A 22,572-nucleotide genomic window follows, 5' to 3' on the forward strand; every position below is an offset into this window, starting at 1 on the left:
GTCAGGAAGCGGCGCCGGAGCGCTCCGGAGCGCGTCCCTCGTCGGGCGGGTCGGTCATCGCCAGCCGCCCCGCCTCGGCCACCCGGCCCAGCGCCACCAGCGCCGCGCCGATCGCCCCGATCTCCGGCTCGGCACGGTGCCGCACCGGGCGGGGCGCCAGCGCCGTGGCGAACGCCGAGCGCCACCAGGCGGAGGCCGCCATCGCTCCCCCACCCAGCACCACCTCCATCGGCGTCTCGACGGTGGACTCCAGCACGGCCAGATCGTCGGCGACCATCCGGCACAGGCCGGCCATCAGTCCGGCCAGGATCTCCACCCCGGTGGTGGCGAAGCCGACCCCGCGCAGCTCGCCGGCACCGGCCGGAGCGAAGCCGGGTGGCCGGTCGCCGCCCAGGCGGGGGTCGGCCGTCACCTCGCCACCGTCCGGCGGCACCCGCGCCAGCGCGGCCGACAGCTCCGGGCCCTCGGGCAGCCGCAGCTCCCGCTTGGCCCAGGTGTAGAGGTTGCCGCCGCAGGAGTAGGCCGCCCCGGTCACCACGTACTCGTGGTCCACCCGGTAGCGCCAGAGTTCCTCGGGCAGCGGCGGCAGCGGCTCACCGGCCGGCAGCCGATGCAGCAGCCGGACCGCCGCGGAGGTGCCCACGGTCACCGCCGCGCGCCGCCCGTCCACACAACCGGAACCCACGTTGGAGGCGGCCCCGTCACCGACCGGGACGGACCAGGCCACGCCGGCCAGCTGCGGCCACCGACCGGCGTGCTCCGCGCGCAGTCGCCCGTTCCACCCCGTCGGCGCCAGCTCGGGCAGCTCGCCCGGGCGGACCCCGGCCAGCTCGCAGGCCTCGGCGTCCCAGGCCAGCGTGCGCAGGTCGAGCAGTCCCGTGCCGGAGGCCATGGAGACCGACATCGGCGCGGTGTCGAGCAGCTGGCCGAGGACGTACTCGGCCAGGCCGACGAACCGGGCGATCCGGCTGCCGCACCGCGCCCGCAGCCAGGGCAGCCGGAGCGGCCAGTAGCCGCGGTGCCACCACCCACCGGTCCGTTCGTGGTAGGCGTCCGGATCGGCCGGGCCGGCGTTGCCGGGGGCCGCCATGGCGCGGGTGTCCAGCCAGGTCAGGACCGGCCCGAGCGGCGCACCCGCGGGGTCGAGCGGCACCACCGAGTGCCACTGCGCCGAGACCGCGACCAGGTGCACGTCGCGCAGGTGCCCGGCGCCGGCGAGCTCGTCCAGGCACTCGACCAGGCAGGCCAGGTACTGCACGGGATCGAGGGTGCCCGAGCCGCGGTCGCCGATGCTCACGTGAACCTTGCGCCGCGCCAGCGCACCCGGCCGCGGGCCCGCGTCGGCGTCGAGCACGAGCCCGCGTACCGAGGAGGTGCCGAGGTCGAGAGCGAGAATGTTCATCGCCGGTCACGGTACCCGCCGACCGGCCCGGCGAAGCCTCGATCGCGGGCGGGCGCGCGACGCGTACCTCGGACGGCTTCCGCGCCCGGCGGGGGCCGCGTAGGGTGGTCGACATGCTCGCGCACCTGTCCTGCTGGTGGCCCGCCGACCCGGCGGCCACCTTCCGCGCGTAGCTTTCCACGCGGCCGCCCGACGAGGCGGCCGCCGGTCTCTCCCCCGGCTCCCGGGCCGCCCCGACGGGCGGCGCCGACGGCCCGGAGGAGACACCGAATGAACCGCCCGCACGACCTGCTCGCCGCCCTCGCGCACGACGCCGACCCCGGCCCGTTCGCGCTCGTCCGTCGCGAGGGCGCCGCGCACCTCGACCTCTTCACGGGTACGGTCCGCACCGCCGACCGGCTCGCCGACCTGCCGCTGCCGGACGGGGCGGCCGGCCCGCGCACGCTGGCCCTGGTGCCGTACCGGCAGATCGCCGAGCGGGGCTTCCAGTGCGTCGACGACGGCACGCCGCTGGAGTACCTGGAGATAGCCGGGCACGCACGGATCGCCCTGGCCGACGCGCTCGCCGCGCTCCCGCAGGCCCCGGTGGTCACCACGGGCGTCGCGTTCGACGTCGCCGACGAGGAGTACGCCGACACCGTCGAGCGGGTGCTGGCCCAGGAGATCGGCCGCGGCGAGGGCGCCAACTTCGTCATCCACCGCACCCTGCGGGCGACGGTGCAGGGGTCGCCGCTGCGGGCGGGACTGGTGGCGCTGCGCCGGCTGCTGCTCGGCGAGCGGGGCGCGTACTGGACGTTCCTGGTGCACACCGGGCACCGGATCCTGGTCGGCGCGAGCCCGGAGCGGCACGTCAGCGTCGACGACGGGCTGGTGATGATGAACCCGATCAGCGGCACCTTCCGGCACGCCGGTGCGACCCCGGACCGCGCCGCCCTGCTGCGCTTCCTCCGCGACCCCAAGGAGGTCGAGGAGCTGTACATGGTGCTCGACGAGGAGCTGAAGATGATGGCCACGGTCGCCGAGCACGGCGGCCAGGTGGTCGGGCCGTACCTGAAGGAGATGGCGCACCTCGCGCACACGGAGTACCTGCTCGCCGGGCGCGGCTCGAAGGACGTCCGGGAGGTGCTGCGGGAGACGATGTTCGCCCCGACGGTCACCGGCAGTCCGATGGAGAACGCCTGCCGGGTGATCGCCCGGCACGAGCGCTCCGGGCGGCGCTACTACTCCGGCGTGCTGGCCCTGCTCGGGCGCGACGGCGAGGGCCGGCAGACGCTGGACGCGCCGATCCTGATCCGGACGGCGGAGATCTCCCCCGCCGGTGAGCTGCGGGTGCCGGTCGGGGCGACCCTGGTGCGGCACTCCACCGCCGCCGGCGAGGTCGCCGAGACGCACGCCAAGGCGGCCGGAGTGCTCGCCGCCCTGGGGCTGGCTCCGCAGGCGGCGGCCGTCGACCCCGCCCGGGCGGTACGGCTCGCCGAGGACCCCGAGGTGCGGGCGGTGCTCGCCGCGCGGAACACGCCGCTGGCCCGGTTCTGGCTCGACCAACGGGTGCCCGGGGCGACCACGCTGGCGGGGCTGGCCGGTCGGCGGGCGCTGATCGTAGACGGCGAGGACACCTTCACCGGGATGCTCGCCCACCAGCTCGGGGCCCTGGGTCTCGCCGTGGACGTCCGGCCGTGGCAACGGGCCGCCCCGCTCGACGGGTACGACCTAGTGGTGGTGGGGCCCGGCCCGGGCGACCCGGGCGCGATCACCGAGCCGAAGATGGCGGCGCTGCGGGCGCTGCTGGCCGACCGGCTCGCCGCCGGCCTGCCCACGCTGGCGGTCTGCCTCGGCCACCAGCTGCTCGCCGGCCTGCTGGGGTTGCCCCTGCACCGGCGGGAGGCGCCGTACCAGGGACTGCAGCGGGACGTCCCGGTCTTCGGCACGTCCCGGCGGGTGGGCTTCTACTCCACCTTCACCGCCCTGGCCGACCGCGACCGGCTCGGCACCCGGTACGGGCCGGTGGAGCTGTCCCGCGACCCGGCCGACGGGGCGGTGCACGCGCTGCGCGGCCCCGGTTTCGCCGGGGTGCAGTTCCACCCGGAGTCGGTGCTCAGCCGGGACGGGCTGGCCGTCCTGGCGGACCTGCTCGGGCACCTGCTGGCCCGTCCGGCGCTGACCGCGCATGGACCGGCCGATCGCGGGTAGGGGTTGCGGCGACCGGTGGACCGGACGGGCCGAGAGCCCCCGCCCGGGCCGCCGGTCGCCCCGTACGTCAGCCCGCGGCCAGGCCGCGCTTGACCGCGGCGCTGATGCGCACCGCCCGCTTGGCGGTCAGGGCGGTGGCGCCGAGCGCCAGGTGGTCCGGGGCGGTCTCCCCGTTGTTGCTGGTGTGCGAGGCGCCGTACGGGTTGCCCGCGGCGAACTGGCTCGGGTCGGTGTAGCCGGGGGTCACCACCAGGCCGCCCCAGTGGTAGAAGGTCGTGAACAGGGACAACAGCGTGGACTCCTGCCCACCGTTCGAGGTCGCGGTGGAGGTGAAGGCGCTGTAGACCTTGTCCACCAGGGCGCCCTGCGACCAGAGCGGGCCGGTGGTGTCGATGAACTGCTTGAGCTGGGCGGCGATCATGCCGTAGCGGGTGGGTGAGCCGAAGATGACCACGTCAGCCCAGGACAGGTCGTCGAGCTGGGCCTCGGGGACGTCCTGCGTCTCCAGGTGATGGGCCTGCCAGCCCGAGTTGGAGCGGATCGCCTCGTCGGGCGCCAGCTCGCGTACCTTGCGCAGGCGCACCTCGGCGCCGGCCTCGCCGGCGGCCTCGCAGGCCGCCTGCGCCATCTGGTAGGTGATGCCGGTCGCGCTGTAGTAGACCACCGCTACCTTGACCTGGCCGTCCATCGGCACGTCCCTCCTCGGTTCGGATCAGCTCCCGCGACTACCCGTCACATGCGGTGTCAAACTGCAAGATCGAGCGGCCGCGTGGAGCCTGCCCTGGTCGACGCCGGCAATCCGGCACGCGGTCGATGGACTGCCCGCGGCCGCGACGGGAAGGAGAGGCGGATGAGCATCGGAACGCGCCGGCCCTCGTGCCCGCCCTACCCGGAGGCCGACCGGCGATGAGCGACTACGGTCACCCGCTGCTCTTCGGATCGTTCACCACACCGGCGAGCGACGACCCGGCGGGCACCGTCGCCCTCGCCGTCCTGGCCGAGCAGATCGGGCTGGACCTGGTCACCTTCCAGGACCACCCGTACCAGCCGAAGCTGCTCGACACCTGGACGCTGCTGAGCTACGTCGCCGCGCGGACCAGCACGGTCGGCCTGTCGGCGAACGTGACGAACCTTCCGCTGCGCCCGCCGGCGGTCCTCGCGCGCAGCGTGGCGAGCCTCGACCTGCTCAGCGGCGGCCGGGTCCGGCTGGGCCTGGGGGCGGGCGCGTTCTGGGACGCCATCGAGGCGATGGGCGGCCGCCGGCTCACCCCCGCGCAGGGGGTGCGGGCCCTGGCGGAGGCCATCGACGTCATCCGCCAACTGTGGGACGCCGGCGCGCGCGGCGGCGTGCGGGTCGACGGCGAGTTCCACCGGGTGCACGGCGCCAAGCGCGGCCCGGCCCCCGCCCATCCGGTGCCGATCTGGCTGGGCGCCTACAAACCCCGGATGCTCGCGCTCACCGGTCGGCGGGCCGACGGTTGGCTCCCGTCGCTGGGCTACCTGCAACCCGGCGACCTGGCCACCGGAAACCGGATCATCGACGACGCGGCCCAGCAGGCCGGCCGGTCGCCCCGGGACGTCCGGCGGCTGCTCAACATCACCGGACGGTTCGGCGCGGTCGGTCGCGGCCCGCTGGACGGACCGGCGGAGCAGTGGGCCGAGGAACTGGCGGACCTGGCGCTGAGCGACGGCGTCAGCGTCTTCATCCTCGGCAGCGACGACCCCGACGACCTGCGCCGATTCGCCGCCGAGGTGGCGCCCGCCGCCCGCGAGCTGGTCGCCGCCGACCGGCGCTGAACCGGGCGGCGCCAGCGGCACGGAATTCTGGGATCCGGGCCATCCGGGGCGGCCCTCCCGCGGTCGGCCCGCCGGGGGCGGGGTTTGTCCGGGTCGGGGGCGGGTAGGGCGGGGCCATGGGAGGCGTTGCCGTGGCGCACCGGGTCGTCGACGTCGACGGCATCCGCACGTTCTACCGGGAAGCCGGGCCGGTGGACGCCCCGGTGGTGCTGCTGCCGCACGGCTACCCGTCGTCGTCGTTTCAGTTCCGCAACCTGATGCCGGCGCTCGGCGACCGCTGGCGGCTGCTCGCCCCCGACCTGCCGGGCTTCGGCTACACCCGGGCCGACGCGGCGCCGTTCGCCTACACCTTCGACGGGTACGCCGACTTCCTGCGCCGGTTCACCGACGTCCTCGGGTTGCGCCGCTACGCCATCTACCTGCAGGACTACGGCTCCCAGTTCGGGCTGCGACTGGCGATGAGCGCGCCGGAACGGGTCGCGGCACTGGTCATCCAGAACGGCGACATCTACGAGGACCAGCATGGACCGAAGTACGCGCCGCTGAAGAAGATGTGGGCCGACCCCAGCCCGCAGGCGCTGGCCGAGGTGGCCGAGCACGTCTCGGAGAGCGGGTTCCGCGCCGAGTTCCTGGGCGAGGTGCCCGGCGAGATCGCCGAGCGGATCAGCCCCGACCTGTGGACGCTCTCCTGGGCTCAGGTGGGCCGGCCGCCGGGCCCCGACCACCTCGTGCACCTGCTCGCCGACCAGCGGAGCACCGTCGACTGGTTCCCGCGTCAGCAGGCGTACCTGCGGGAGCACCGGCCGCCCACGCTGATCGTCTGGGGGCCGCACGACGGGTACATGCCCGAGGGGGCCGCCCGCGCGTACCTGCGCGACCTGCCGGACGCGGAGCTGCACCTGCTCGACGGCGGCCACTGGCTGCTGGAGACCCACCTCGACGAGGTGGTGTCCCTGATGCGCGACTTCCTCGGCCGCGTCCACCCTCCCGGCGCCGGGAGGTAGCCGGCTCAAGATTTGCGCAAGTTCCCTGCCGGGCGGTGCCCGCCGGTCTCGCCGACCGGGATCCTGGTCGCACGGGTGCCGGCGGCCGGGACATCGCCGACGCCCGATGGACCTGAACGGGGGATCGCGCTCCGCCCGCGAGAGCGGGCGTAGCGCGATCAGGGCCCGTGTCAGCTGGGGAGCTGCGCACCGGGTCGGCGGACCGCGTCCGGCTCAGTCGTCGAGCCGGTCGCGTAGGTCGTCGACCTGTTGCTGGAGGCGGTTCACCGCACCCTCGTCGTTGACGAAGGTGCTGATCCCGGCCGCGAGGGCCAAACCGAGCAGCACCGCGAGCACGCTGAGCACCAGCCCACCGATCGCCACCCCCCGCCCGGTCACCCCCGGGCGGCGGCTCATCTTCAGCCCGACGATCCCCAGGATCACCCCGATGATCCCGAGCAGCAGACCGATCCAGGCGAGGATGGCGGTCAGCACGCTGAACAGCGCCGCCACGCCGAACACCAGGGCGAAGGTGGCGGCGGCACTGGTCTTGGCCGGGGTACCTCCGGCGGGGCGGGCGCGCGGGGCGGGCTCACTTGACGCGGTCATCTCATACCTCGCATTCTTCGCTACGGTCCCGGACGGCGCATCCCCGATGTCCCGACACTTATGCGTCCCCTCCGCCACCTCTCCTCCCGCTGCTGCTATCCACGGACGTCCCCACGAATGCGCTCTGGACGGGCCGGGTAGCCAGGTCGTGACCCACGAGAGGAAGGACGAACGATGCGACTCACCGAACAGCAGGTCCGCTCGCTGTACGGGCAGGACGTCCAGGACCGCTCGGGCGCCAAGATCGGCACTGTGGCCCAGGTCTGGGCCGACCCCGCCGGCGAGGCCACCTGGGTCAGCGTGAAGACCGGCGTGATGGGCCACCACGAGTCCATGGCGCCGCTGGCCGGGGCCGGGATGGCCGAGGGTCGCCTGCGGGTGCCGTACGACAAGGCGACCGTGCGCAGCGCGCCCGCCGTCGAGTCGGGCACCGAGGCGCCGCTCGGCGCGGACCAGCTCGCCCAGCTCTACCGGCACTACCAGCTCCAGCAGCAGCAGGAGCAGCCCCAGCGGCGGCCCGGTGCGCCGGAGATGACCCGGTCCGAGGAGCGGCTGCGGGTCGGTACCCAGAGCGAGCCGGCGGGCAAGGCCCGGCTGAGCAAGCACGTGGTGACCGAGGACGTGCACACCACGGTGCCGGTCGAGCACGACGAGGTACGGGTGGTGCGCGAGCCGATCACCGCGGCGAACCGCGGCGATGTCCGGCCGGACATCCGCGACGAGCAGCGTGAGATGGAGCTGCGCGCCGAGCGGCCGGTGGTCAGCAAGGACCAGGTGCCGGTCGAGCGGGTCCGGCTGACCAAGGACGAGATCGTCGAGGATGAGCCGATCGACGCGCAGGTTCGCCGCGAGCGGGTCGACGCGGACGTGCCGGAGCCGGCACGCCGACGGCGCTGACCGCGATCGCCACGGTCGATGATCGTGGACGTCGGGCGGGTGGGCCACGGCCCGCCCGCCCGGCGGCGTGTCCGGATCGGTGTCGGTGCTGCCGCCTAGGCTGACCGTCGTTTCCGGGCGAAGGGCGGCACTGTGCGGTTGACCGGCGGCGAGGCGTTGGCGTTACGGATGACCAGCCTGCTGTTGCGGGAGCACCCGCGCGGCCGGCCGCGGGATGTCGCGGGCGTGGTCGAGTGGTTCGGTGCGATGCAGGCGCAGGACGCGGCGAGCGGTCTGTGGTCGCTGGGCACCCGGCTGCCCGGGTGGACGGTGGCGGACGTGCGGGCGGCGCTGGAACGCCGGGAGGCGTTGCGGACCTGGCCGATGCGGGGCACCGTGCACCTCGTACCCCCGCGGGACGCCCGCTGGATGCTCGAGGTGACCGGCGTGCGGGCGCTGAGCGGCGCGGCGGCCCGCCGGGCCGCGCTCGGCCTCACCGAGGCCGACGCCGACCGGGCGGCCGACGTGCTCGGGGCGGCGCTGGCCGGCGGCGGCCGGCTCACCCGCGCCGAGTGCCTGGCCACCCTGACCGCCGCCGGCCTCGACCCGTCCGGCCAGCGCGGCTACCACCTGCTCTGGTACGCGAGCCAGCGCGGCGTCACCTGCATCGCCCCGCACGTCGGGACCGAGCAGACGTTCGCCCTGCTCGACGAGTGGGCGCCCGAGCCGCGCCGTCCCGAACGCGACGAGGCGCTCGGCCTGCTGGCGCTGCGGTACTTCCGGTCCCACGGGCCGACCACTCGACAGGACTTCGCCGGGTGGACCGGGCTGACCGCGACGGACACCCGGCGGGGCATCGCGGTGGCCGGCGACGACCTGGCCACGGTGGAGGTGGACGGGGTGCCGGCCGTGCTCGACGCGGCCCTGCTCGACGCGCCCCGCACCGCGCCCGACGACGTGTTGGCGCTGCCGGGGTTCGACGAGTACCTGCTCGGCTACAAGGACCGCACGCTGATGCTGGACCCGGCGCATCGGCAGGCCGTGGTCCCCGGCGGCAACGGCGTCTTCCAGTCCACGATCGTGCGCGGCGGCCGGGTAGTCGGCACCTGGAAGCGCACCATCGGCCGGGCCCGGGTCAGCGTGACCGTGCGGCAGCTGACCCCGTTCGACGACTCGATGCGCGGCCGGGTCGAGGCGGCCCTCACCCGGTACGCCGACTTCCTCGGCCTGCCCCTTCATCACTCCTGGTGACCTCGGCTCCGCGCGACCCGCATCGTCACGGTCCGTAATCGGGCTGACCTCCACCTGCAACCGGCGCCGCCGCCGAGACACGCGCCACCTCCGTGACCTGCCAGGATGCGGAACGCCTTCCCTGCCTCGCCACCCTCGCCTCGCACGCTTTGCTCTGCTGCCCTCCCGGCGACAGGGACGGACGGTAACTGTTGCCGGGGCGGCAGCAGAGCAAAGCGTGCGGCTTGGGTGTCGGGCGGCGAAGGCGGTGTGACGATCGGTGACGATACCGAGGCTGGGAAGGTGCTCCAGACTGAGCCGCAGAATGGGGGGCCGCGGCCGGGGCGGCAACGCGAGAGGGGCCGGGGGTACGACATCCACCGGCCCCTCGGCGACGACCGTCAGTCGGCCAACGCGCCCGCGGCCCGGCCCTCGTGCAGGGTCAGGTTGCGCCCGCTGGACGGGTCGAACAGATGGATCTTCTCCAGGTTGAACCAGACCCGGCGGCTCGTGCCCTCCGTCACCAGGGACTCGGCCGACAGGCGGGTGACCAGGCTGGCCCCAGTGCCGGTGAAGTCGGCGGCGCCGGCGTCGGCGGCCAGCTCCTCCAGCTCGGCGGCGCTGGCCCGCTCCCCCTCGACGGTGAAGTAGACGTACTTGTCCGAGCCCATCGACTCGACGATGTCCACCGGCGCCTCGAACTCCATGCCCCGGCGGCGGGTCTCGTCGTCCACCAGCTCGGCGTCCTCGAAGTGCTCGGGACGAATGCCGAGGATCAGCTCGCGGGGAGCGTCGGCCCCTTCGAGCTGCCGGCGGAGCCGGTCGCCGATCGGCACGTCGCCGAGCGCGGTCCGCAGGGTGCCGTCGGAGACCGCCGCGTGCAGGAAGTTCATCGACGGGGAGCCGATGAAACCGGCGACGAAGAGGTTGCGGGGGTGGTCGTAGAGCTCCTGTGGCGGGCCGACCTGCTGCACCGCGCCGCCCCGCATGATCACCACCCGGTCGCCGAGGGTCATCGCCTCGGTCTGGTCGTGGGTGACGTAGACGGTGGTGGTGCCGAGCTGCTTCTGCAGCCGGGACACCACGGTACGCATCTGCACCCGCAGCTTGGCATCCAGATTGGACAGCGGCTCGTCCATCAGGAACGCCTTGGGCTGGCGGACGATGGCCCGACCCATCGCCACCCGCTGGCGCTGGCCGCCGGAGAGGTTGGCCGGCTTGCGGTCCAGCAGCGCGGTCAGCTCCAGGACCTTGGCCGCCTCCTCCACCTTCTGGTTGATGGTCTCCTTGTCCAGCTTCTGCAGCCGCAGCGGGAAGGCCATGTTCTCCCGGACGGTCATGTTCGGGTAGAGCGCGTACGACTGGAACACCATCGCGATGTCCCGGTCCCGGGGCGCCTTGTCGTTCACCCGCTGCCCGGCGATGCGCAGCTCACCGGAGCTGATGTCCTCCAACCCGGCGATCATGTTGAGGGTGGTGGACTTCCCGCAGCCGGAGGGGCCGACCAGGATAACGAACTCGCCGTCGGCGATCTCCAGATCGACGTCCTGCACCGCCACGGTCCCGTCCGGGAACCGCTTGCTCACCTTGTCGAGCACGATGTCAGCCACGATTACCACCTATCCCTTGACTGCGCCGGAGGTCAGTCCGGAGACGATGCGGCGCTGGAAGAAGAGCACGAACAGGATGATCGGAATGGTGATCACCACGGCGGCGGCGCAGATCGCCCCGGTGGGATCCTCGAACTGCGACTCGCCGGTGAAGAACGACAGCGCCACCGGCACCGTGCGGGCCCGCTCGGTGGAGGTGAGCGTGATCGCGAAGAGGAAGTCGTTCCAGCAGAAGATGAAGACCAGGATCGCCGTGGTGAACAGGCCCGGCGCGGCCAGCGGGGCGATCACCCGCCGGAAGGCCTGGCCCTGGGTGGCGCCGTCCATCTTCGCCGCCTTCTCCAGGTCCCACGGGATCTGCTTGAAGAACGCCGACAGCGTGTAGATCGCCAGCGGCAGCGCGAAGGTGATGTACGGCAGGATCAGGCCCGGCCAGGTGTCGAAGAGGCCGAGCTGCCGCTCGATCTCGAACAGCGGCGACACCAGCGACACCTGCGGGAACATCGCGATCAGCAGGGAGACGCCGACCAGCAGCTTCTTGCCGGGGAAGTCCAGCCGCGAGATCGCGTACGCGGCCATCGCCCCGAGCACCACCGCGACCAGCGTGGCGATCAGCGCGATGCCGATGGAGTTGACCAGCGCCCGGACGAACTGGTCGGTGTCGAAGATCGTCCGGTAGTTGTCCAGCGTCCACTCGCGGGGGATGAATTTTCCGTCGGTGAGGGTTGCCGGGGTCTTGAACGACAGCGAGGCGATCCAGAGCACCGGGATCAGCGCGAAGACGACGACGATGACGTCCAGCAGACCCCAGCGCAGCTTCGCCCGGGTGGTGGTTTCGGCCATGTCAGCGCCTCTCCCCGTCGTCGCTGCCGGGGGCAGCGGTACCGAACAGCTTCACGAAGACGAAGGCGATGATCGCCACGGTGAGGAAGATCAGCACCGACATCGTCGAACCGATGCCGAGGTTGAGGCCCCGGATCAGGTTGTTGTAGGCGAGCATCGACACCGAGGAGGTCTCGTTGCCGCCCGCCGTCAGCACGAAGATGTTGTCGAAGACCCGGAACGCGTCCAGGGTGCGGAACAGCAGCGCGACCAGGATCGCCGGCTTCATCACCGGCAGCATCACCTTGGTGAACCGCTGCCAGGCGGTCGCCCCGTCGGTGGAGGCGGCCTTGAGCAGGTCCTCCGGGACCAGCGCCAGCCCGGCCATCAGCAGCAGGGCCATGAACGGGGTGGTCTTCCAGATCTCGGCCAGCATGATGATCGCCAGCGAGCTGGCCCGCTCGGTCAGCGGCGCGCTGCCGTCGAAGAGGTTGGCCAGGTAGCCGGTGCCGGGCGTCCAGGCGTACCGCCAGGAGAAGGCGGCGACCACCGTGACAATGCCGTACGGGATCAGCGCCGCGGTGCGGACGATGCCCCGGCCGACCAGCGTCCGGTGCATGATCAGCGCCAGTCCCATGCCGAGCACCAGCTCGACCGCGACGGTGACCACCGTGATCAGCATGGTGACGCCGAACGCGGTCCACCAGAACTCGTTGGTCAGCACGGTGACGTAGTTCTCCAGCCCGATGAACTCGCGCTGGTCCGGGAAGCGCAGGTCGAAGCGCTGCAGCGACAGCCAGACCGAGTAGATGATCGGGTAGGCGGTCACCAGCAGCATGACCAGCGCGGCCGGGGCGCAGAGCAGCCAGCCCAGCCGGCGCTCGGCCTTCTTGTTCTCGCTCAGCGGGGTCTTCGCCCGGCGGCCGGCCCGCTGGGCGGGCACCGCCGCGTGCCGGCCGGTGGGCCGCTCGGCCTCGGCCGCGACCTCCGCCCCGGTGGGAGTGGCGTTGATGCTCATGCCGTCACCTCCGGACTGTCGCCGCCACCGGTCGGCCGGCGGCGCTGGGTTCGCTCGGTCACGGCAGGACCCCCTTGGACTGGAGGGCGTCGGAGATCGCGTCGCGCAGCTCGTCGGCCGTCCGTTCCGGCTGGATCGCCGACGGCGGCGACAGGATCGCCGACATCACCGTGGAGATGCTCTGGTACGCCGGGGTCAGCGGTCGGACCGCCGGCTCCTTGAGCTCGTCGAGGATGGTCTCCTTCATCGGGTACGCCTCGGCCATCTCCGGGTCGTCGTAGACCTTCTCGATGGTCGGCGGCACGCCGTCGTTGATGGCGGAGAACTTCTGGTTCTTCTCGTTGCGGATGCACCTGGCCGCCTCGAAGGACTCCGTCGGGTGCTTCGAGTAGGCGCTGATCGCCATGTTCACCCCGCCGATGGTGACCTTGCTCGGGGTGTTCGCGTCGATGCCCGGCACCCGGGCCCACTTGACCTTCTTGGCCAGCTCCGGGTCCGCCTCCTGCAACGCCGGGTAGACGAAGGGCCAGTTGACCTGGAAGGCGCCGCCGCCGGCCTGAAACTCCAGCCGTACCGGGTCCTCGGTGGCGTTGCTGAACGACGGCGAGGCCACGCCCGACGTGGCGAAGCGCTTGAGCTGGTCGAGCGCCTTGACCGTCCCGTCGTCCATCACGGCCTGCTTGCCGTCGTCGCTGAGGATCTTCCCGCCGGCGCTCTCGGCCAGGGTGTTGTAGAGGACGACCAGTCCCTCGTACTGGGCGCCCATGGTGAGCACCTGGTACGGCTTGCCCTGTCCCTTGAGGTCCTGGGCTGCCTTGATCATGTCGTCCCAGCTGGTCGGGGCCTGCGGCACCAGGTCACTGCGGTACCAGAGCAACTGCACATTGGTGTTCTTCGGGGCGGCGTAGAGCTTGCCCTCGTACCGGGCGGTCTCCAGCGGGCCGGTCAGCGTGCCCTGCTCCACCTCGGCCTTGTCCTGGCCGGTCCACTCGCGGATCCAGTCGGCGCTGGCGAACTCCTGGGTCCAGGTGACGTCGAGGCCGAGCACGTCCATCCCGGGGTCCTGCGCGGCCAGCCGACGGACCAGCTGCACCCGCTGGTCGTCGGCCTGCCGCGGCAGCACCCGGTAGGCGATCCGGTAACGCCCCTGTGCCTGGGCGTTGCAGTCGTCGACCACCTTCTGGAGGTTCTGCTCCGGCGGGTAGTACAGGTTGATCGTGGGCGTACCGCCGCTTCCGCCATCGGACCCGCACGCCGCCAGTGGCGCGACCAGCGCCAGCGCGGCGGCCGCCGCCCCGAGCCGGACGCCCGCACGGCGCCGATGTCGGGTCGCTTCGGGGTCTGTCGTCATCGCCCTCCCCCTTTCTTCGGCGAGAGACCGGGGGAAGGCCCGTGCCCCGGCGCACGGCGAGACGGCCGGGACGGTGGGCGGCGGAATCGCGCCAAGTCCGGGCGTTTCGTGCGCCCACAGTGCCCGACCCGCGACGGCGCGAAACCTCAGCGTGACGACGCGCATTGCCCGCGCGGGTGTGCCGGAGATCACGCGGTGCGGGTCGATCAGCCCCGCCGTAGGCTCGGCCGATGGATGCGACCTTCTTCTTCGACCCCGCCTGCCCGTGGACCTGGCGAACCTCGCGCTGGCTGGTGCGGGTCGCCGAGGCCCGGGGGCTCAGCGTCGAGTGGCGGGCGTTCAGCCTGGCGATCCTCAACGAGGGCAACGTCCCGCCGCAGTTCGCCGACGTGCTGACCGCGTCGAGCCGGGCGCTGCGGCTGGTCGAGGCGCTGCGCGCCCAGGGCCGTCCCGAGGACGTCGCCCGCTTCTACGCCGAACTCGGCGCGCGCAGCCACGACGCGGGCAACCCGCTCGCCGCGTCGATCGTGACCGCGGCCGTCGACGCGGCCGGGCTGGGCGAGGCGGCGCCGGCCCTCGACGACGAGCGCTGGGACGAGGCGGTACGCGAGTCGCACGCCCTCGCGTACGCGTCGGCGGGCCCGGACATCGGCGCGCCGGTGCTGATGGTGCCGGGCGCGGAGCGCGGCATCCACGGGCCGATCCTGACCGAGGTGCCCGACCTCGACGACGCGCTGACCATCTGGGACTCGCTGCTGCCGCTGCTGCGGATGCCGGCCTTCCAGGAGGTCAAACGCGGCCGCCGCTGACCTGCCCCGTTTGCGGCTCACGGGCCACGGCTCCCCGCGCCGCGGGTCGCGTGTCACGGCTCGCGGTTTTGCGGCTCGTGCCTCGCCTGGTCGCGGCTCGGGGCTCGCGGTTCGCGGCTCGCCGGTCACGGCTCGCGGCACGCGGGTGACGGCTCGCGAGTCACGGTTTGCGGCGTGTCGCGGTGTCCCGCTCGCGTAAGACCGCAACACGCCGCAAACCGGGGATCATGAGGTGGGCGGGGCGGCTCGCAGCAGTGCGGCGGGGCGGCCTGTTGTCGGGGTGGGCGGGCATGATGACCGGATGATCGCGCGCTTCAAGGACCTCTGCATGGACGCCGCCGACCCCCGCTCGCTGGCCGGGTTCTGGGCCCGGATCCTCGATGGCGAGGTGGTCGACACCGGCGACGGTGACTTCCGGGTCGACCCGCGGCCGGGCGGGGCCGGGCCGGAGTCGATCTGGGTCAACCGGGTGCCCGAGCCGCGTACCGGCAAGACCCGGGTCCACCTCGACCTGCGACTGGCCGACGCCGACCCGGCGGCACTGCTGGCCGCGGGCGCCCGGCTGGTACGGGAACCCGACGCCGAGATCAGCTGGTGGGTGCTCGCCGACCCGGAGGGCAACCAGTTCTGCGCGTTCGCGCCTCGCGAGGGCAGGCGGTCCGGGCCGTTCGAGATGGTGGTGGACAGCGCCGACCCGACCGCCCAGGCCACCTGGTGGGCGGGCGTGGTGGGCGGCCGGGTGAAGACCACGGCGGAGGGCCACGCCTCGGTGGTCGGCGCAACCGGCTTCCCCTGGGACTACTGGGTCTTCGACCCGGTGCCGGAGCGCAAGCGGGTCAAGAACCGGGTGCACTGGGACGTCGACCTGACCGGCCCGGACGCCACCGCCCTGATCGCCGCCGGGGCGACGCTGCTGCGCGAGCCCGACGAGACGGTCGGCTGGTGGGTGCTCGCCGACCCGGAGGGCAACGAGTTCTGCGCCTTCGCCCCGCGTCGGCCGGCCTGACCTTCGGGCTTTCCCAGCAGGTGGGCGCGGTGGGGCTACCCCGCGCCCGCCGGGTCGACTAGCGTCAGGTGAGCTTCACCAGCCAGCGCGTCGCCGTCGAAGTCGATACGCCTCCGGCCGACCCCAGCCCGCCCGAACGGTTGGTTCTCGCGCGAACTTCCCTCCGCCGGTCCACCGGTTGGGCAGGATCGTCCCCACGAGGAGGTGCCGTCGTGCAGGACACCCGCGCTCTCGCCCTGACGTTCGAGGTGAGCGGCCTGCCACCGGTCAAGACCGAGGCGCTGTCCATCTTCGCCGCCGGACACCGGCAGGCGACGAGGGTCCGCGCCCTGCTCCAGGCGGCCTGCGCCGCGGCCCAGCGCACCGGCTGGACGCCGCTGGCCGGGCCCGTCGAGGTCGACCTGATCCTGCGCTGCCCGCCCGGGCACCGCACCTCGGACGCCAGCACCCTGCTCGGCGGGGTGTGCGCGGTGCTCCAGGACAAGAAGCGGGTCGCCAACATCGGGCTGGCCCATCTCGGTGTCCTGGTCGACGTCGCGCTCTACGACGACGACCGGCAGATCCGGCGGCTGTCGTACGCGGAGGAGCCCGCGGAGGACTTCTCGTACCAGGTCCGGGTGGCCGCCGTACCGGCCGGGGTTTGACCGACGACCGCGGTGGGGTACCGCGGACGCCGACGAAGGGAGCGCCGATGTCGGAGCCACATGTCACGCTCGATCCGAGCGCGCTTGATCCCGTGCAGGAGAAGCTGCGCGGCGCGCTGGAGGATCAGCTGACCTCGGCCCTGCAGGCGGCCACCGAACGGGTCCGGGCCAGCTACGCGGGCGAGCCGATCGAGCAGGTCTGCCAGCGGCTGCTCGACGAGACCCGCGCCGGGCTGCACCCGGACATCGCGGCCGGGTTCAACCCGGACATGGACGAGTTCTGCCGGGTGGCGGTGGCCATCGTCCGCGGCTCGGCTTCCTGACACAGGCGCCGTCCGACCGGGCCGGCCCCGCACTGGGCCCGTCGGTTTGCAGGGCGGTAATGCGCTGACGAGTCAGGGCTCGGGGTCACCGCCCGCTACAGTCCGCCAGAGCGAGATCGTCGGTGGCTGGCACTCCGATCGGCAACCTGTCAGGCGGCCAGCGGATCCACCCGCCAACCGGTCAACGGATGCGCCGCGACGGGCCGCGCCGCGGTCAGTTCCGCGGCGTACTCCCGGACCAGCCCCGGCAGCCGGTACCGGCCGGGCTCGTCGCGATGGACCAGGTGCGCGTCGACCAGATCGTCCAGGGCGCGACGCAGCCGGGAGGCGGAGACGCCGAGCTGCCGGGCCGCCCGGTCGGGCTGGAGCGGGGCGTCGGGCGCCGCGCCGAGCAGCACCAGGAGCTGCCCGGCCACCTCGTCCTCGGCACGCACCGCGGCGACGACGGCCGCAAGGCTGGCCCGCACCGACAGGTCCTCGTAGTCCAGCAGGTCCAACTGCTCCCGCCCGTCGGCGAGCTGGCCGATCAGGGCCTCCACCGACCTGCCCGGCCGGGCCGCCAGGCGCATGCCGGCGATGCGCAGGGCGAGCACCGAACCGGCGCAGAGGCGTACCAGTTCGGCGGTGGCCGTCGCGTCGGCGAGAAGCCGCTGCGGGCCGGCGAGCGTGCCGAGCAGGTTACGCGCCTCGGCGGCGCCCAGCGGGCGCAGCGTCACCCGCCGTACCCCGTCCAGGCTGCTCAGTCGGGTCTGGCCGACCACCAGGAGGGCCGGACCGGGTCCGGCCGGGAGCAGCGGTCGCACCTGGGCGGCCCGGGTGACGCCGTCGACGACCAGCAGCAGCCGGCGACCGGCGACCATCGACCGGAACCAGCCGGCCCGCTCGTCGGTGTTCTCCGGTACGTCGGCGGGGGCGACTCCGAGCGCGCGCAGCACCCGCGCCAGCACCTCACCCGGGCTCACTGAACGCTGGTGGCCGAGGTCGACGAAGACCTGCCCGTCCGGGAAGGCGTTCGCGACGGTGTGCGCGGCGCGTACCGCCAGGGCGGTCTTGCCGCTGCCGAAGGCGCCGGTGACCACCACCGTTGCCGGCGCCGTACCGCCGAGAGCCGTGACCACCTCGGCGGTCTCCCCGGCGCGGCCGACGAAGGTGACCAGGTCCGCCGGCAGCTCTCGGGGGACGGTCCAGCCGACGCTCCCGCCGGGCCACGGCGCAGGCGTCGGCGCGTCGCCCGGCGGCGCCGGGGGCGGAGCGACCGGCAGGGTCGTCGTCGTGACCGGGACGGCCGGCGGGGTGTACGCCAGCTCCGAAGCCCGGTCCAGCATCGCGCGGTGCAGGTTGGCCAGCTCCTCGCCCGGCTCGATGCCGAGCTCCTCGTCCAATATGGCCCGGGCGTCCCGATACACCGTCAGTGCCGCCGGGACGTCCCCGCAGCGGTAGAGAGCGAGCATGAGCTGCCCCCAGGCACGCTCGCGCAGCGGGTGCGCGGCAAGGTGTACGCGTAGCTGGGGCAGGAGCTGACCGTGCTCGCCGGCGGCGAGCCGCGCCTCGGCGAGTTCCTCGAATACCTGGAGCCGCTGCTCGTCGAGGCTCGCCCACCGGCTGTCCAGCACGGTGCCACGAGGCAGGCCGTCACCCGAAGCCCCGCGCCAGTGTGCGAGCGCGGCGGTCAAAGTGGTGACGGCGCCAGCTGGATCGGCCGTGGCGAGCAGTGCCCGCCCTTCTCCCGCCAGCCGGTGGAACTCGGTGACGTCCAGCTCGTGCGGCGACAACCTCAGCTGGTACGCGTTGGGCCGGGCGACCAATCGGTCGCCCAGCTCCCGGCGCAGGCCGGCGGCGTGGGAACGCAGATTCGCCACCGCGGAGGCTGGTGGGATGTCGGCCCACACCATGTCGGCCAGCCGCTGCAACGAGACCGACTGGTTCGCCTCCATTGCCAGGCCGGCGAGGACGGCTTGCCGCTTGGCCGCGCCCGGCGTGACGACCTGGTCGTCCACGCGCAGCTCCATGCTGCCCAGAAGCCGAATCTGCAGTTTCATCGCCGCTCCCCCGTTGAACCCGAGCGCGCCCAGGTTAGGTGGACGGTTGCCGGCGCAACAAGGGAGAAATCGGGCAACGGAAGGTGACGAATATCAATGGCCGCAGACGGTGTGTCACCGTAACGAAAAGGTAGCGGAGAGCGCTCCCGGCGCGTGGTCACATGGTGTGATCGTCATCGCCGCACGCCTGCTCGGTTGCCAATCAGTGAACTACCCCAATGTTGCCAGGTTGAAACAACGACGGGAGCGGTCCAGATCAGTCCACACCGGAGGAGGTCGTCCGCCAAGCAGCCGGACGGGCGAGGGGCGTGCGACTCCGGTGTGTCACGATCTACGTTCGGCCGGTCTGGTGATCCACTCGATCAAGCCCCGCTGACCTTCGGTGGGGCCCGCTTCATCCGATCGGCGGAGCAGGAAGTTTTCGCCGCATCCGTCGCGCCACTCCTGCCGACTCGGCCGCCGGCTTCCTGGCGACGGCCAGCGGACGTAGTGGGCAGAACACCCGTCGCACTCGGCGTCCGGGCCCGTCGATCACCGGCAGGTACTGCTCAGCAACCGACCACAACCTCAGGTCCAGCGCCGACTCGTAGCCTTGCCGGGTGACCGTCTACGACACTGCTGCCAAGCTGCCACCAATCGATGTGGTCCGCGACCGCTCCCGAGCCCTGGCGATGCTCGACTCCATCGTCGACGGCGTCTACTACGACTACAGCCGCAGACGGGGCGAGAGCGAAGCGGCGTCCATGCGCAACGGCAGCGGCGAGGAGTACGACATCGTCTTCACCGCCGACGGTGCTTTCATCCGCGGCGTCTACCACGATTCCCCCATGCACAACTACACCGGCGGCCAGCTGTGGCCCGGCCTGCTGGAGGGGTTGCCCCCACAGTTCGCGCCGCTGGTGCACGAGCCCACGTTCTGTTACGAGGACGGCGCGCTCAACGCCACGTTCGTGCTCTGGCGGCGCTCCGGGGACGACCGGTGGCACGCCGGCGAGGGGATCGACCTCTCCCCCGCCGACGACGAGGAGACTGATCCCGACGGGGCCTGGCTGCTCGACATCCTGTGCGACGGCGCCGCCGAGGAGTACCTGGAGTACGCCTGGTCGGTCTACGACACCGAGCTGGACAAAGCCGTGGTCGAGCAGATCCTCGCGCTGCAGCCCCTGACCGATGAGGTCATCCAGGCGCTCAATCCGCAGAAGCGACTGGCGGATCTGCGGGAGCGGGCGGCGGAGCTGGACTACCCGATCACGGCCTGACCGCCAGAAACGCGGATGCTTGCCCGCGAGGCGGTGCCCGTCCCCACCGGGGGACGGGCGCCGCTTAGATCAGCCCTCTTTACGAGCGGCCCGCATCTTCATCCGAATAGCATTTCTCGATCACATCAGCGTATTGCCGAGCAAAAGACTCACTGCGGGCAAGCAGGCTGGCAGGGTTCGGATCACGCCCGCCCTGCTGGGCGCTCCGCAGTTCGGCGAGATCAGCATGCCTGGCTTCATTCTCCAAGCCGACGAAATCCACGACCTCCCACTCACCACCCGGGAAGTCTCTCTCTCCCATCTCCCTCGCAGCTTCCGCCAACTCCTCGGCACGCTCGAATACCTCCTGCAACTCATCCAACTCGTCCGGAGCAGCCACGAAGTCCAGCACCTCGGTAGCCAGGACCAGATGATCAACGACCTCCGTCTCAAAGGGTGGCCCGTCCGGGTCACTTCCGTCGATCACTTCTCCCAAGCTGCCTCGGAGGGCAGGCACATCGTCCTCAATCTCGATAGATCGCTCGGCGCCCTGCCGGCAGATTCGCGTGGCGAGGTCGACCGACCTGGACAGGACCTCTCGAGCCCCTTCGATCGCCAACTCCGGGGAATCTCCTTCGTGCAGGTCGACCACCACCGGACCGTCGATGGAGTGCTGAACGCACACATAAACTGAATCGGGGGCGGAATGGACGACGGCGTCCCAAGCGAAATCGGTAACCGGAACGCGTTGTACGGCTCCTCACCCTCAGCCTGCGCACCCGGCTTGTCCACACCGGTGAACTCGACGTTGCATGACCCAACTTACGACTGGGCGTCTGAAGGAGTACACGTTGATGCAACAACACGGAGCCCGGACACCGAAGCACGACACATGTCGCACTCCGGAGTCCGGACCCCGTCGCTGGCGACACTGCTCAGCAGCTGGACCAGAGCGTCAGTCGCGGCTGCCTTCCCCGCGCCGCCAGCGTCTCCACATCAGTTGCCTCAAGGTCGCCGACGAAGGTGGCACCAGCCGCTTGTACAACCCATCTGAGGCTGTCATCTGGACACGGGAACCCATCTACGCAGAGCAGGATTTCGATTCTGTTCCCACGTGCCTCTGCATGCCACCACCGCCAACACCGTGATAGACCATCCGGATCTTCCGTTCGGTCAAACCACGCAGCCCACGACTCAAGTGGCCACGCGTCATCCTCCAGCTCACTCCCGTCCACAGGCGACTCATCAGAGTCGTCCGCGACAGCCTCACTGGCATCTACGAACCAGGATGGAAGGCGCCGCCGCCATGTGTCCAGCTCCGTCTTACCTTCAGCTTCGAGCTGAACTGCGACAGAAAGCACCTCACGCAGACGTAGGAGCGCCGGTTCCGCCTGACCATGTCGGGTTTGCGCAACGATACGCCCCAGGAGCCAGCCTGGCGGCAGGCTCTCCGCCAGGCTGGACTCGCCGCGACTATCCTCGTATCCCAATGCCCGCTCCACCTCACCCGGAGGTCCTCACCTATTTCAAGATCCCAGCCCTGTCACCAACGTCCATGGACAAAGCACCTAGATGAGCTGGGTTTCGGTGCGCAAGGGGTCAGGCGATTCGACCGGGTAGTCCAACTCCGCCGCCCTCTCTCGCAGGTCGGCCATCCGCCCGTCAGGGTTCAGCACGCGAACCACAGCGTCAGTGAGAGGGCGCAGCGCGACGATGTGCTCGACCGCACCCCTGTCGAGGTCAACCTCGTAAACCTCCTGGGCGTGCTGGATGTACTCGTCCACGATCTCGTCGCAGAGGATGTCGAGCAGCCAGGATCCGTCCGGGTCGACCTCCTCCTCGTCCGCTGGCGAGAAGTCGATCTCGTTGCCGGCGTGCCAGCGATCGTCAGTGACGCTCCGCCACAATAGGAAGGTGGCTTCCATGGTCCCGTCCTCGTAGCAGAAGGCGGGCTCGCGTACCAACGGCTCGAACTGTGCCGGCAGCCCGTCAAGGAGACCGGGCCAGAGCCGACCCCCGGTGTGCATGTGCATCGGCGAGTCGCTGTAGGTGCCCCGAATGAAAGCGCCATCCGCAGTAAAGACGATGTTGTACTCCTCCCCGCTGCCGTTGCGCATCGACGCCAGTTCGCCCTCGCCCCACCGTCGGTCAAAGTCATAGAAGTCACGATCTTCTTACCGGTCTTGGCCAGCTTGGCCGCGGCCACCGCGTTACCCGCGAGCGGGATAGCGGAAGCCATCGACATCGCCGCGTCGACGTAGTTGCCCTCGGCGAGGTACCAGATGCCGTTGGCAACGTCGGCAACCTCGCCGATCACCGGGACCATGCCCGCCACGTCCAGGGCGGCGTGACCGACATCCGACCACGACATCCCGAACAGGTGACCGTCCAACTCCACGAAGCTAACCGGGTTACCACCGGCGAACGCATACCGGTTACCGGTGAACGGATCCGTCGCCAGACCCATGTCCGCCATGGCGCCGCCGTAGGAGTCCCGCGTCAGGAACCGGTTCAGGCCCGGGTCGTAGTTACGGAACCCCACGTCGTACGTGCCAGAGCCGGCGTCCCAGCGGGAGGCGTCGAACCGGAAGGCGTTGTACGGCTTCCCGCCGCTCAAGAAAACGA

20 protein-coding genes and 1 pseudogene are annotated in these 22,572 nt (G+C 71.7%); 10 read left to right on the top strand and 11 right to left on the bottom strand.

The window, feature by feature from the left end:
• Position 1: 1 nt before the first annotated feature.
• On the bottom strand, positions 2-1,402 hold the full coding sequence (locus ACTMS9_RS14805; protein WP_441146654.1) for an FGGY family carbohydrate kinase: 1,401 nt from the start codon (positions 1,400-1,402) through the stop codon (positions 2-4).
• Positions 1,403-1,672: 270 nt separating this feature from the next.
• Between ACTMS9_RS14805 and ACTMS9_RS14810 the strand changes: the two genes are divergently transcribed.
• Positions 1,673-3,592 carry a chorismate-binding protein gene (locus ACTMS9_RS14810; RefSeq protein ID WP_441146657.1) on the top strand — a complete coding sequence of 640 codons (1,920 nt, stop codon included), beginning with the start codon at positions 1,673-1,675 and terminating at the stop codon, positions 3,590-3,592.
• A 67-nt stretch (positions 3,593-3,659) separates the two neighbouring features.
• Here the strand turns inward: ACTMS9_RS14810 and wrbA are convergent, their stop codons facing one another.
• On the bottom strand, positions 3,660-4,280 hold the full coding sequence (wrbA, locus tag ACTMS9_RS14815) for an NAD(P)H:quinone oxidoreductase (RefSeq protein ID WP_280838344.1): 621 nt from the start codon (positions 4,278-4,280) through the stop codon (positions 3,660-3,662).
• Between the two features lie 218 nt (positions 4,281-4,498).
• On the opposite strand from wrbA, the gene ACTMS9_RS14820 reads away from it, so the two are divergent.
• A complete protein-coding gene (locus tag ACTMS9_RS14820) occupies positions 4,499-5,389 on the top strand; it encodes an LLM class flavin-dependent oxidoreductase (protein WP_441146659.1) in 891 nt (296 codons plus the stop codon).
• Positions 5,390-5,505: 116 nt separating this feature from the next.
• Positions 5,506-6,393 carry an alpha/beta fold hydrolase gene (locus ACTMS9_RS14825; protein ID WP_441165217.1) on the top strand — a complete coding sequence of 296 codons (888 nt, stop codon included), beginning with the start codon at positions 5,506-5,508 and terminating at the stop codon, positions 6,391-6,393.
• A gap of 213 nt (positions 6,394-6,606) precedes the next feature.
• On the opposite strand, the gene ACTMS9_RS14830 is transcribed toward ACTMS9_RS14825, so the two are convergent.
• The gene (locus tag ACTMS9_RS14830) at positions 6,607-6,981 is read right to left on the bottom strand and encodes a hypothetical protein (protein ID WP_357612643.1); all 375 of its coding nucleotides are present in this window, start codon (positions 6,979-6,981) and stop codon (positions 6,607-6,609) included.
• A 174-nt stretch (positions 6,982-7,155) separates the two neighbouring features.
• On the opposite strand from ACTMS9_RS14830, the gene ACTMS9_RS14835 reads away from it, so the two are divergent.
• Entirely contained in the window at positions 7,156-7,878 is a 723-nt protein-coding gene (locus ACTMS9_RS14835; RefSeq protein ID WP_441165218.1) for a YsnF/AvaK domain-containing protein, read from the top strand.
• Between the two features lie 168 nt (positions 7,879-8,046).
• Positions 8,047-9,108, top strand: coding sequence for a winged helix DNA-binding domain-containing protein (locus tag ACTMS9_RS14840; protein ID WP_441165263.1), 1,062 nt, complete (start codon positions 8,047-8,049; stop codon positions 9,106-9,108).
• A 380-nt stretch (positions 9,109-9,488) separates the two neighbouring features.
• Here the strand turns inward: ACTMS9_RS14840 and ACTMS9_RS14845 are convergent, their stop codons facing one another.
• Genes ACTMS9_RS14845 through ACTMS9_RS14860 form a run of 4 tightly spaced genes read right to left on the bottom strand, consistent with a single transcriptional unit; the run spans position 9,489 to position 13,888 of the window.
• Positions 9,489-10,697, bottom strand: a complete 1,209-nt coding sequence (locus tag ACTMS9_RS14845; RefSeq protein WP_441165219.1) for an ABC transporter ATP-binding protein — start codon at positions 10,695-10,697, stop codon at positions 9,489-9,491.
• A 9-nt stretch (positions 10,698-10,706) separates the two neighbouring features.
• Entirely contained in the window at positions 10,707-11,540 is an 834-nt protein-coding gene (locus ACTMS9_RS14850) for a carbohydrate ABC transporter permease (protein WP_154936139.1), read from the bottom strand.
• Between the two features lies 1 nt (position 11,541).
• Positions 11,542-12,537 carry a carbohydrate ABC transporter permease gene (locus ACTMS9_RS14855; RefSeq protein ID WP_154936138.1) on the bottom strand — a complete coding sequence of 332 codons (996 nt, stop codon included), beginning with the start codon at positions 12,535-12,537 and terminating at the stop codon, positions 11,542-11,544.
• Positions 12,538-12,595: 58 nt separating this feature from the next.
• On the bottom strand, positions 12,596-13,888 hold the full coding sequence (locus ACTMS9_RS14860) for an ABC transporter substrate-binding protein (RefSeq protein ID WP_441165220.1): 1,293 nt from the start codon (positions 13,886-13,888) through the stop codon (positions 12,596-12,598).
• A gap of 230 nt (positions 13,889-14,118) precedes the next feature.
• Between ACTMS9_RS14860 and ACTMS9_RS14865 the strand changes: the two genes are divergently transcribed.
• The 4 genes from ACTMS9_RS14865 to ACTMS9_RS14880 all read left to right on the top strand — a co-directional run bounded on the left by ACTMS9_RS14865 (position 14,119) and on the right by ACTMS9_RS14880 (position 16,670).
• On the top strand, positions 14,119-14,697 hold the full coding sequence (locus ACTMS9_RS14865) for a mycothiol-dependent nitroreductase Rv2466c family protein (protein ID WP_441146668.1): 579 nt from the start codon (positions 14,119-14,121) through the stop codon (positions 14,695-14,697).
• 301 nt (positions 14,698-14,998) lie between these two features.
• On the top strand, positions 14,999-15,703 hold the full coding sequence (locus ACTMS9_RS14870) for a VOC family protein (RefSeq protein ID WP_441165221.1): 705 nt from the start codon (positions 14,999-15,001) through the stop codon (positions 15,701-15,703).
• Between the two features lie 212 nt (positions 15,704-15,915).
• Positions 15,916-16,347, top strand: coding sequence for a hypothetical protein (locus ACTMS9_RS14875; protein WP_210776490.1), 432 nt, complete (start codon positions 15,916-15,918; stop codon positions 16,345-16,347).
• A 47-nt stretch (positions 16,348-16,394) separates the two neighbouring features.
• Positions 16,395-16,670 carry a hypothetical protein gene (locus ACTMS9_RS14880; RefSeq protein ID WP_357618676.1) on the top strand — a complete coding sequence of 92 codons (276 nt, stop codon included), beginning with the start codon at positions 16,395-16,397 and terminating at the stop codon, positions 16,668-16,670.
• Between the two features lie 149 nt (positions 16,671-16,819).
• Here the strand turns inward: ACTMS9_RS14880 and ACTMS9_RS14885 are convergent, their stop codons facing one another.
• Complete coding sequence (locus tag ACTMS9_RS14885; protein ID WP_441165222.1) at positions 16,820-18,709, bottom strand: BTAD domain-containing putative transcriptional regulator; 1,890 nt, start codon at positions 18,707-18,709, stop codon at positions 16,820-16,822.
• Positions 18,710-19,308: 599 nt separating this feature from the next.
• Between ACTMS9_RS14885 and ACTMS9_RS14890 the strand changes: the two genes are divergently transcribed.
• On the top strand, positions 19,309-19,968 hold the full coding sequence (locus ACTMS9_RS14890) for a hypothetical protein (protein WP_441146675.1): 660 nt from the start codon (positions 19,309-19,311) through the stop codon (positions 19,966-19,968).
• 79 nt (positions 19,969-20,047) lie between these two features.
• On the opposite strand, the gene ACTMS9_RS14895 is transcribed toward ACTMS9_RS14890, so the two are convergent.
• From ACTMS9_RS14895 to ACTMS9_RS14905, 3 genes and pseudogenes are all read right to left on the bottom strand, one after another.
• The gene (locus ACTMS9_RS14895) at positions 20,048-20,599 is read right to left on the bottom strand and encodes a hypothetical protein (RefSeq protein WP_441146677.1); all 552 of its coding nucleotides are present in this window, start codon (positions 20,597-20,599) and stop codon (positions 20,048-20,050) included.
• A 916-nt stretch (positions 20,600-21,515) separates the two neighbouring features.
• Positions 21,516-22,064 (bottom strand): hypothetical protein, encoded by a 549-nt coding sequence (locus tag ACTMS9_RS14900; protein WP_441146844.1) that lies wholly within the window; start codon positions 22,062-22,064, stop codon positions 21,516-21,518.
• Between the two features lie 275 nt (positions 22,065-22,339).
• Positions 22,340-22,564 (bottom strand): annotated as a pseudogene (locus ACTMS9_RS14905) (RHS repeat-associated core domain-containing protein); the annotation flags it as partial.
• Positions 22,565-22,572: the final 8 nt, after the last annotated feature.

Origin of the sequence: Micromonospora sp. L31 (assembly GCF_052068075.1) — a bacterium.
Lineage (GTDB): Bacteria > Actinomycetota > Actinomycetes > Mycobacteriales > Micromonosporaceae > Micromonospora > Micromonospora purpureochromogenes.

What these genes read in the sequence shown, in the direction of transcription:
- ACTMS9_RS14835 (WP_441165218.1), top strand. Translation starts at nt 7,156, where the DNA reads ATGCGACTCACCGAACAGCAGGTCCGCTCGCTGTACGGGCAGGACGTC.
- wrbA (WP_280838344.1), bottom strand. Translation starts at nt 4,280, where the DNA reads ATGGACGGCCAGGTCAAGGTAGCGGTGGTCTACTACAGCGCGACCGGC.
- ACTMS9_RS14855 (WP_154936138.1), bottom strand. Translation starts at nt 12,537, where the DNA reads ATGAGCATCAACGCCACTCCCACCGGGGCGGAGGTCGCGGCCGAGGCC.
- ACTMS9_RS14840 (WP_441165263.1), top strand. Translation starts at nt 8,047, where the DNA reads ATGACCAGCCTGCTGTTGCGGGAGCACCCGCGCGGCCGGCCGCGGGAT.
- ACTMS9_RS14900 (WP_441146844.1), bottom strand. Translation starts at nt 22,064, where the DNA reads ATGCGCAACGGCAGCGGGGAGGAGTACAACATCGTCTTTACTGCGGAT.
- ACTMS9_RS14820 (WP_441146659.1), top strand. Translation starts at nt 4,499, where the DNA reads ATGAGCGACTACGGTCACCCGCTGCTCTTCGGATCGTTCACCACACCG.
- ACTMS9_RS14850 (WP_154936139.1), bottom strand. Translation starts at nt 11,540, where the DNA reads ATGGCCGAAACCACCACCCGGGCGAAGCTGCGCTGGGGTCTGCTGGAC.
- ACTMS9_RS14860 (WP_441165220.1), bottom strand. Translation starts at nt 13,888, where the DNA reads ATGACGACAGACCCCGAAGCGACCCGACATCGGCGCCGTGCGGGCGTC.
- ACTMS9_RS14880 (WP_357618676.1), top strand. Translation starts at nt 16,395, where the DNA reads ATGTCGGAGCCACATGTCACGCTCGATCCGAGCGCGCTTGATCCCGTG.
- ACTMS9_RS14830 (WP_357612643.1), bottom strand. Translation starts at nt 6,981, where the DNA reads ATGACCGCGTCAAGTGAGCCCGCCCCGCGCGCCCGCCCCGCCGGAGGT.
- ACTMS9_RS14825 (WP_441165217.1), top strand. Translation starts at nt 5,506, where the DNA reads ATGGGAGGCGTTGCCGTGGCGCACCGGGTCGTCGACGTCGACGGCATC.
- ACTMS9_RS14865 (WP_441146668.1), top strand. Translation starts at nt 14,119, where the DNA reads ATGGATGCGACCTTCTTCTTCGACCCCGCCTGCCCGTGGACCTGGCGA.
- ACTMS9_RS14805 (WP_441146654.1), bottom strand. Translation starts at nt 1,402, where the DNA reads ATGAACATTCTCGCTCTCGACCTCGGCACCTCCTCGGTACGCGGGCTC.
- ACTMS9_RS14885 (WP_441165222.1), bottom strand. Translation starts at nt 18,709, where the DNA reads ATGAAACTGCAGATTCGGCTTCTGGGCAGCATGGAGCTGCGCGTGGAC.
- ACTMS9_RS14870 (WP_441165221.1), top strand. Translation starts at nt 14,999, where the DNA reads ATGATCGCGCGCTTCAAGGACCTCTGCATGGACGCCGCCGACCCCCGC.
- ACTMS9_RS14810 (WP_441146657.1), top strand. Translation starts at nt 1,673, where the DNA reads ATGAACCGCCCGCACGACCTGCTCGCCGCCCTCGCGCACGACGCCGAC.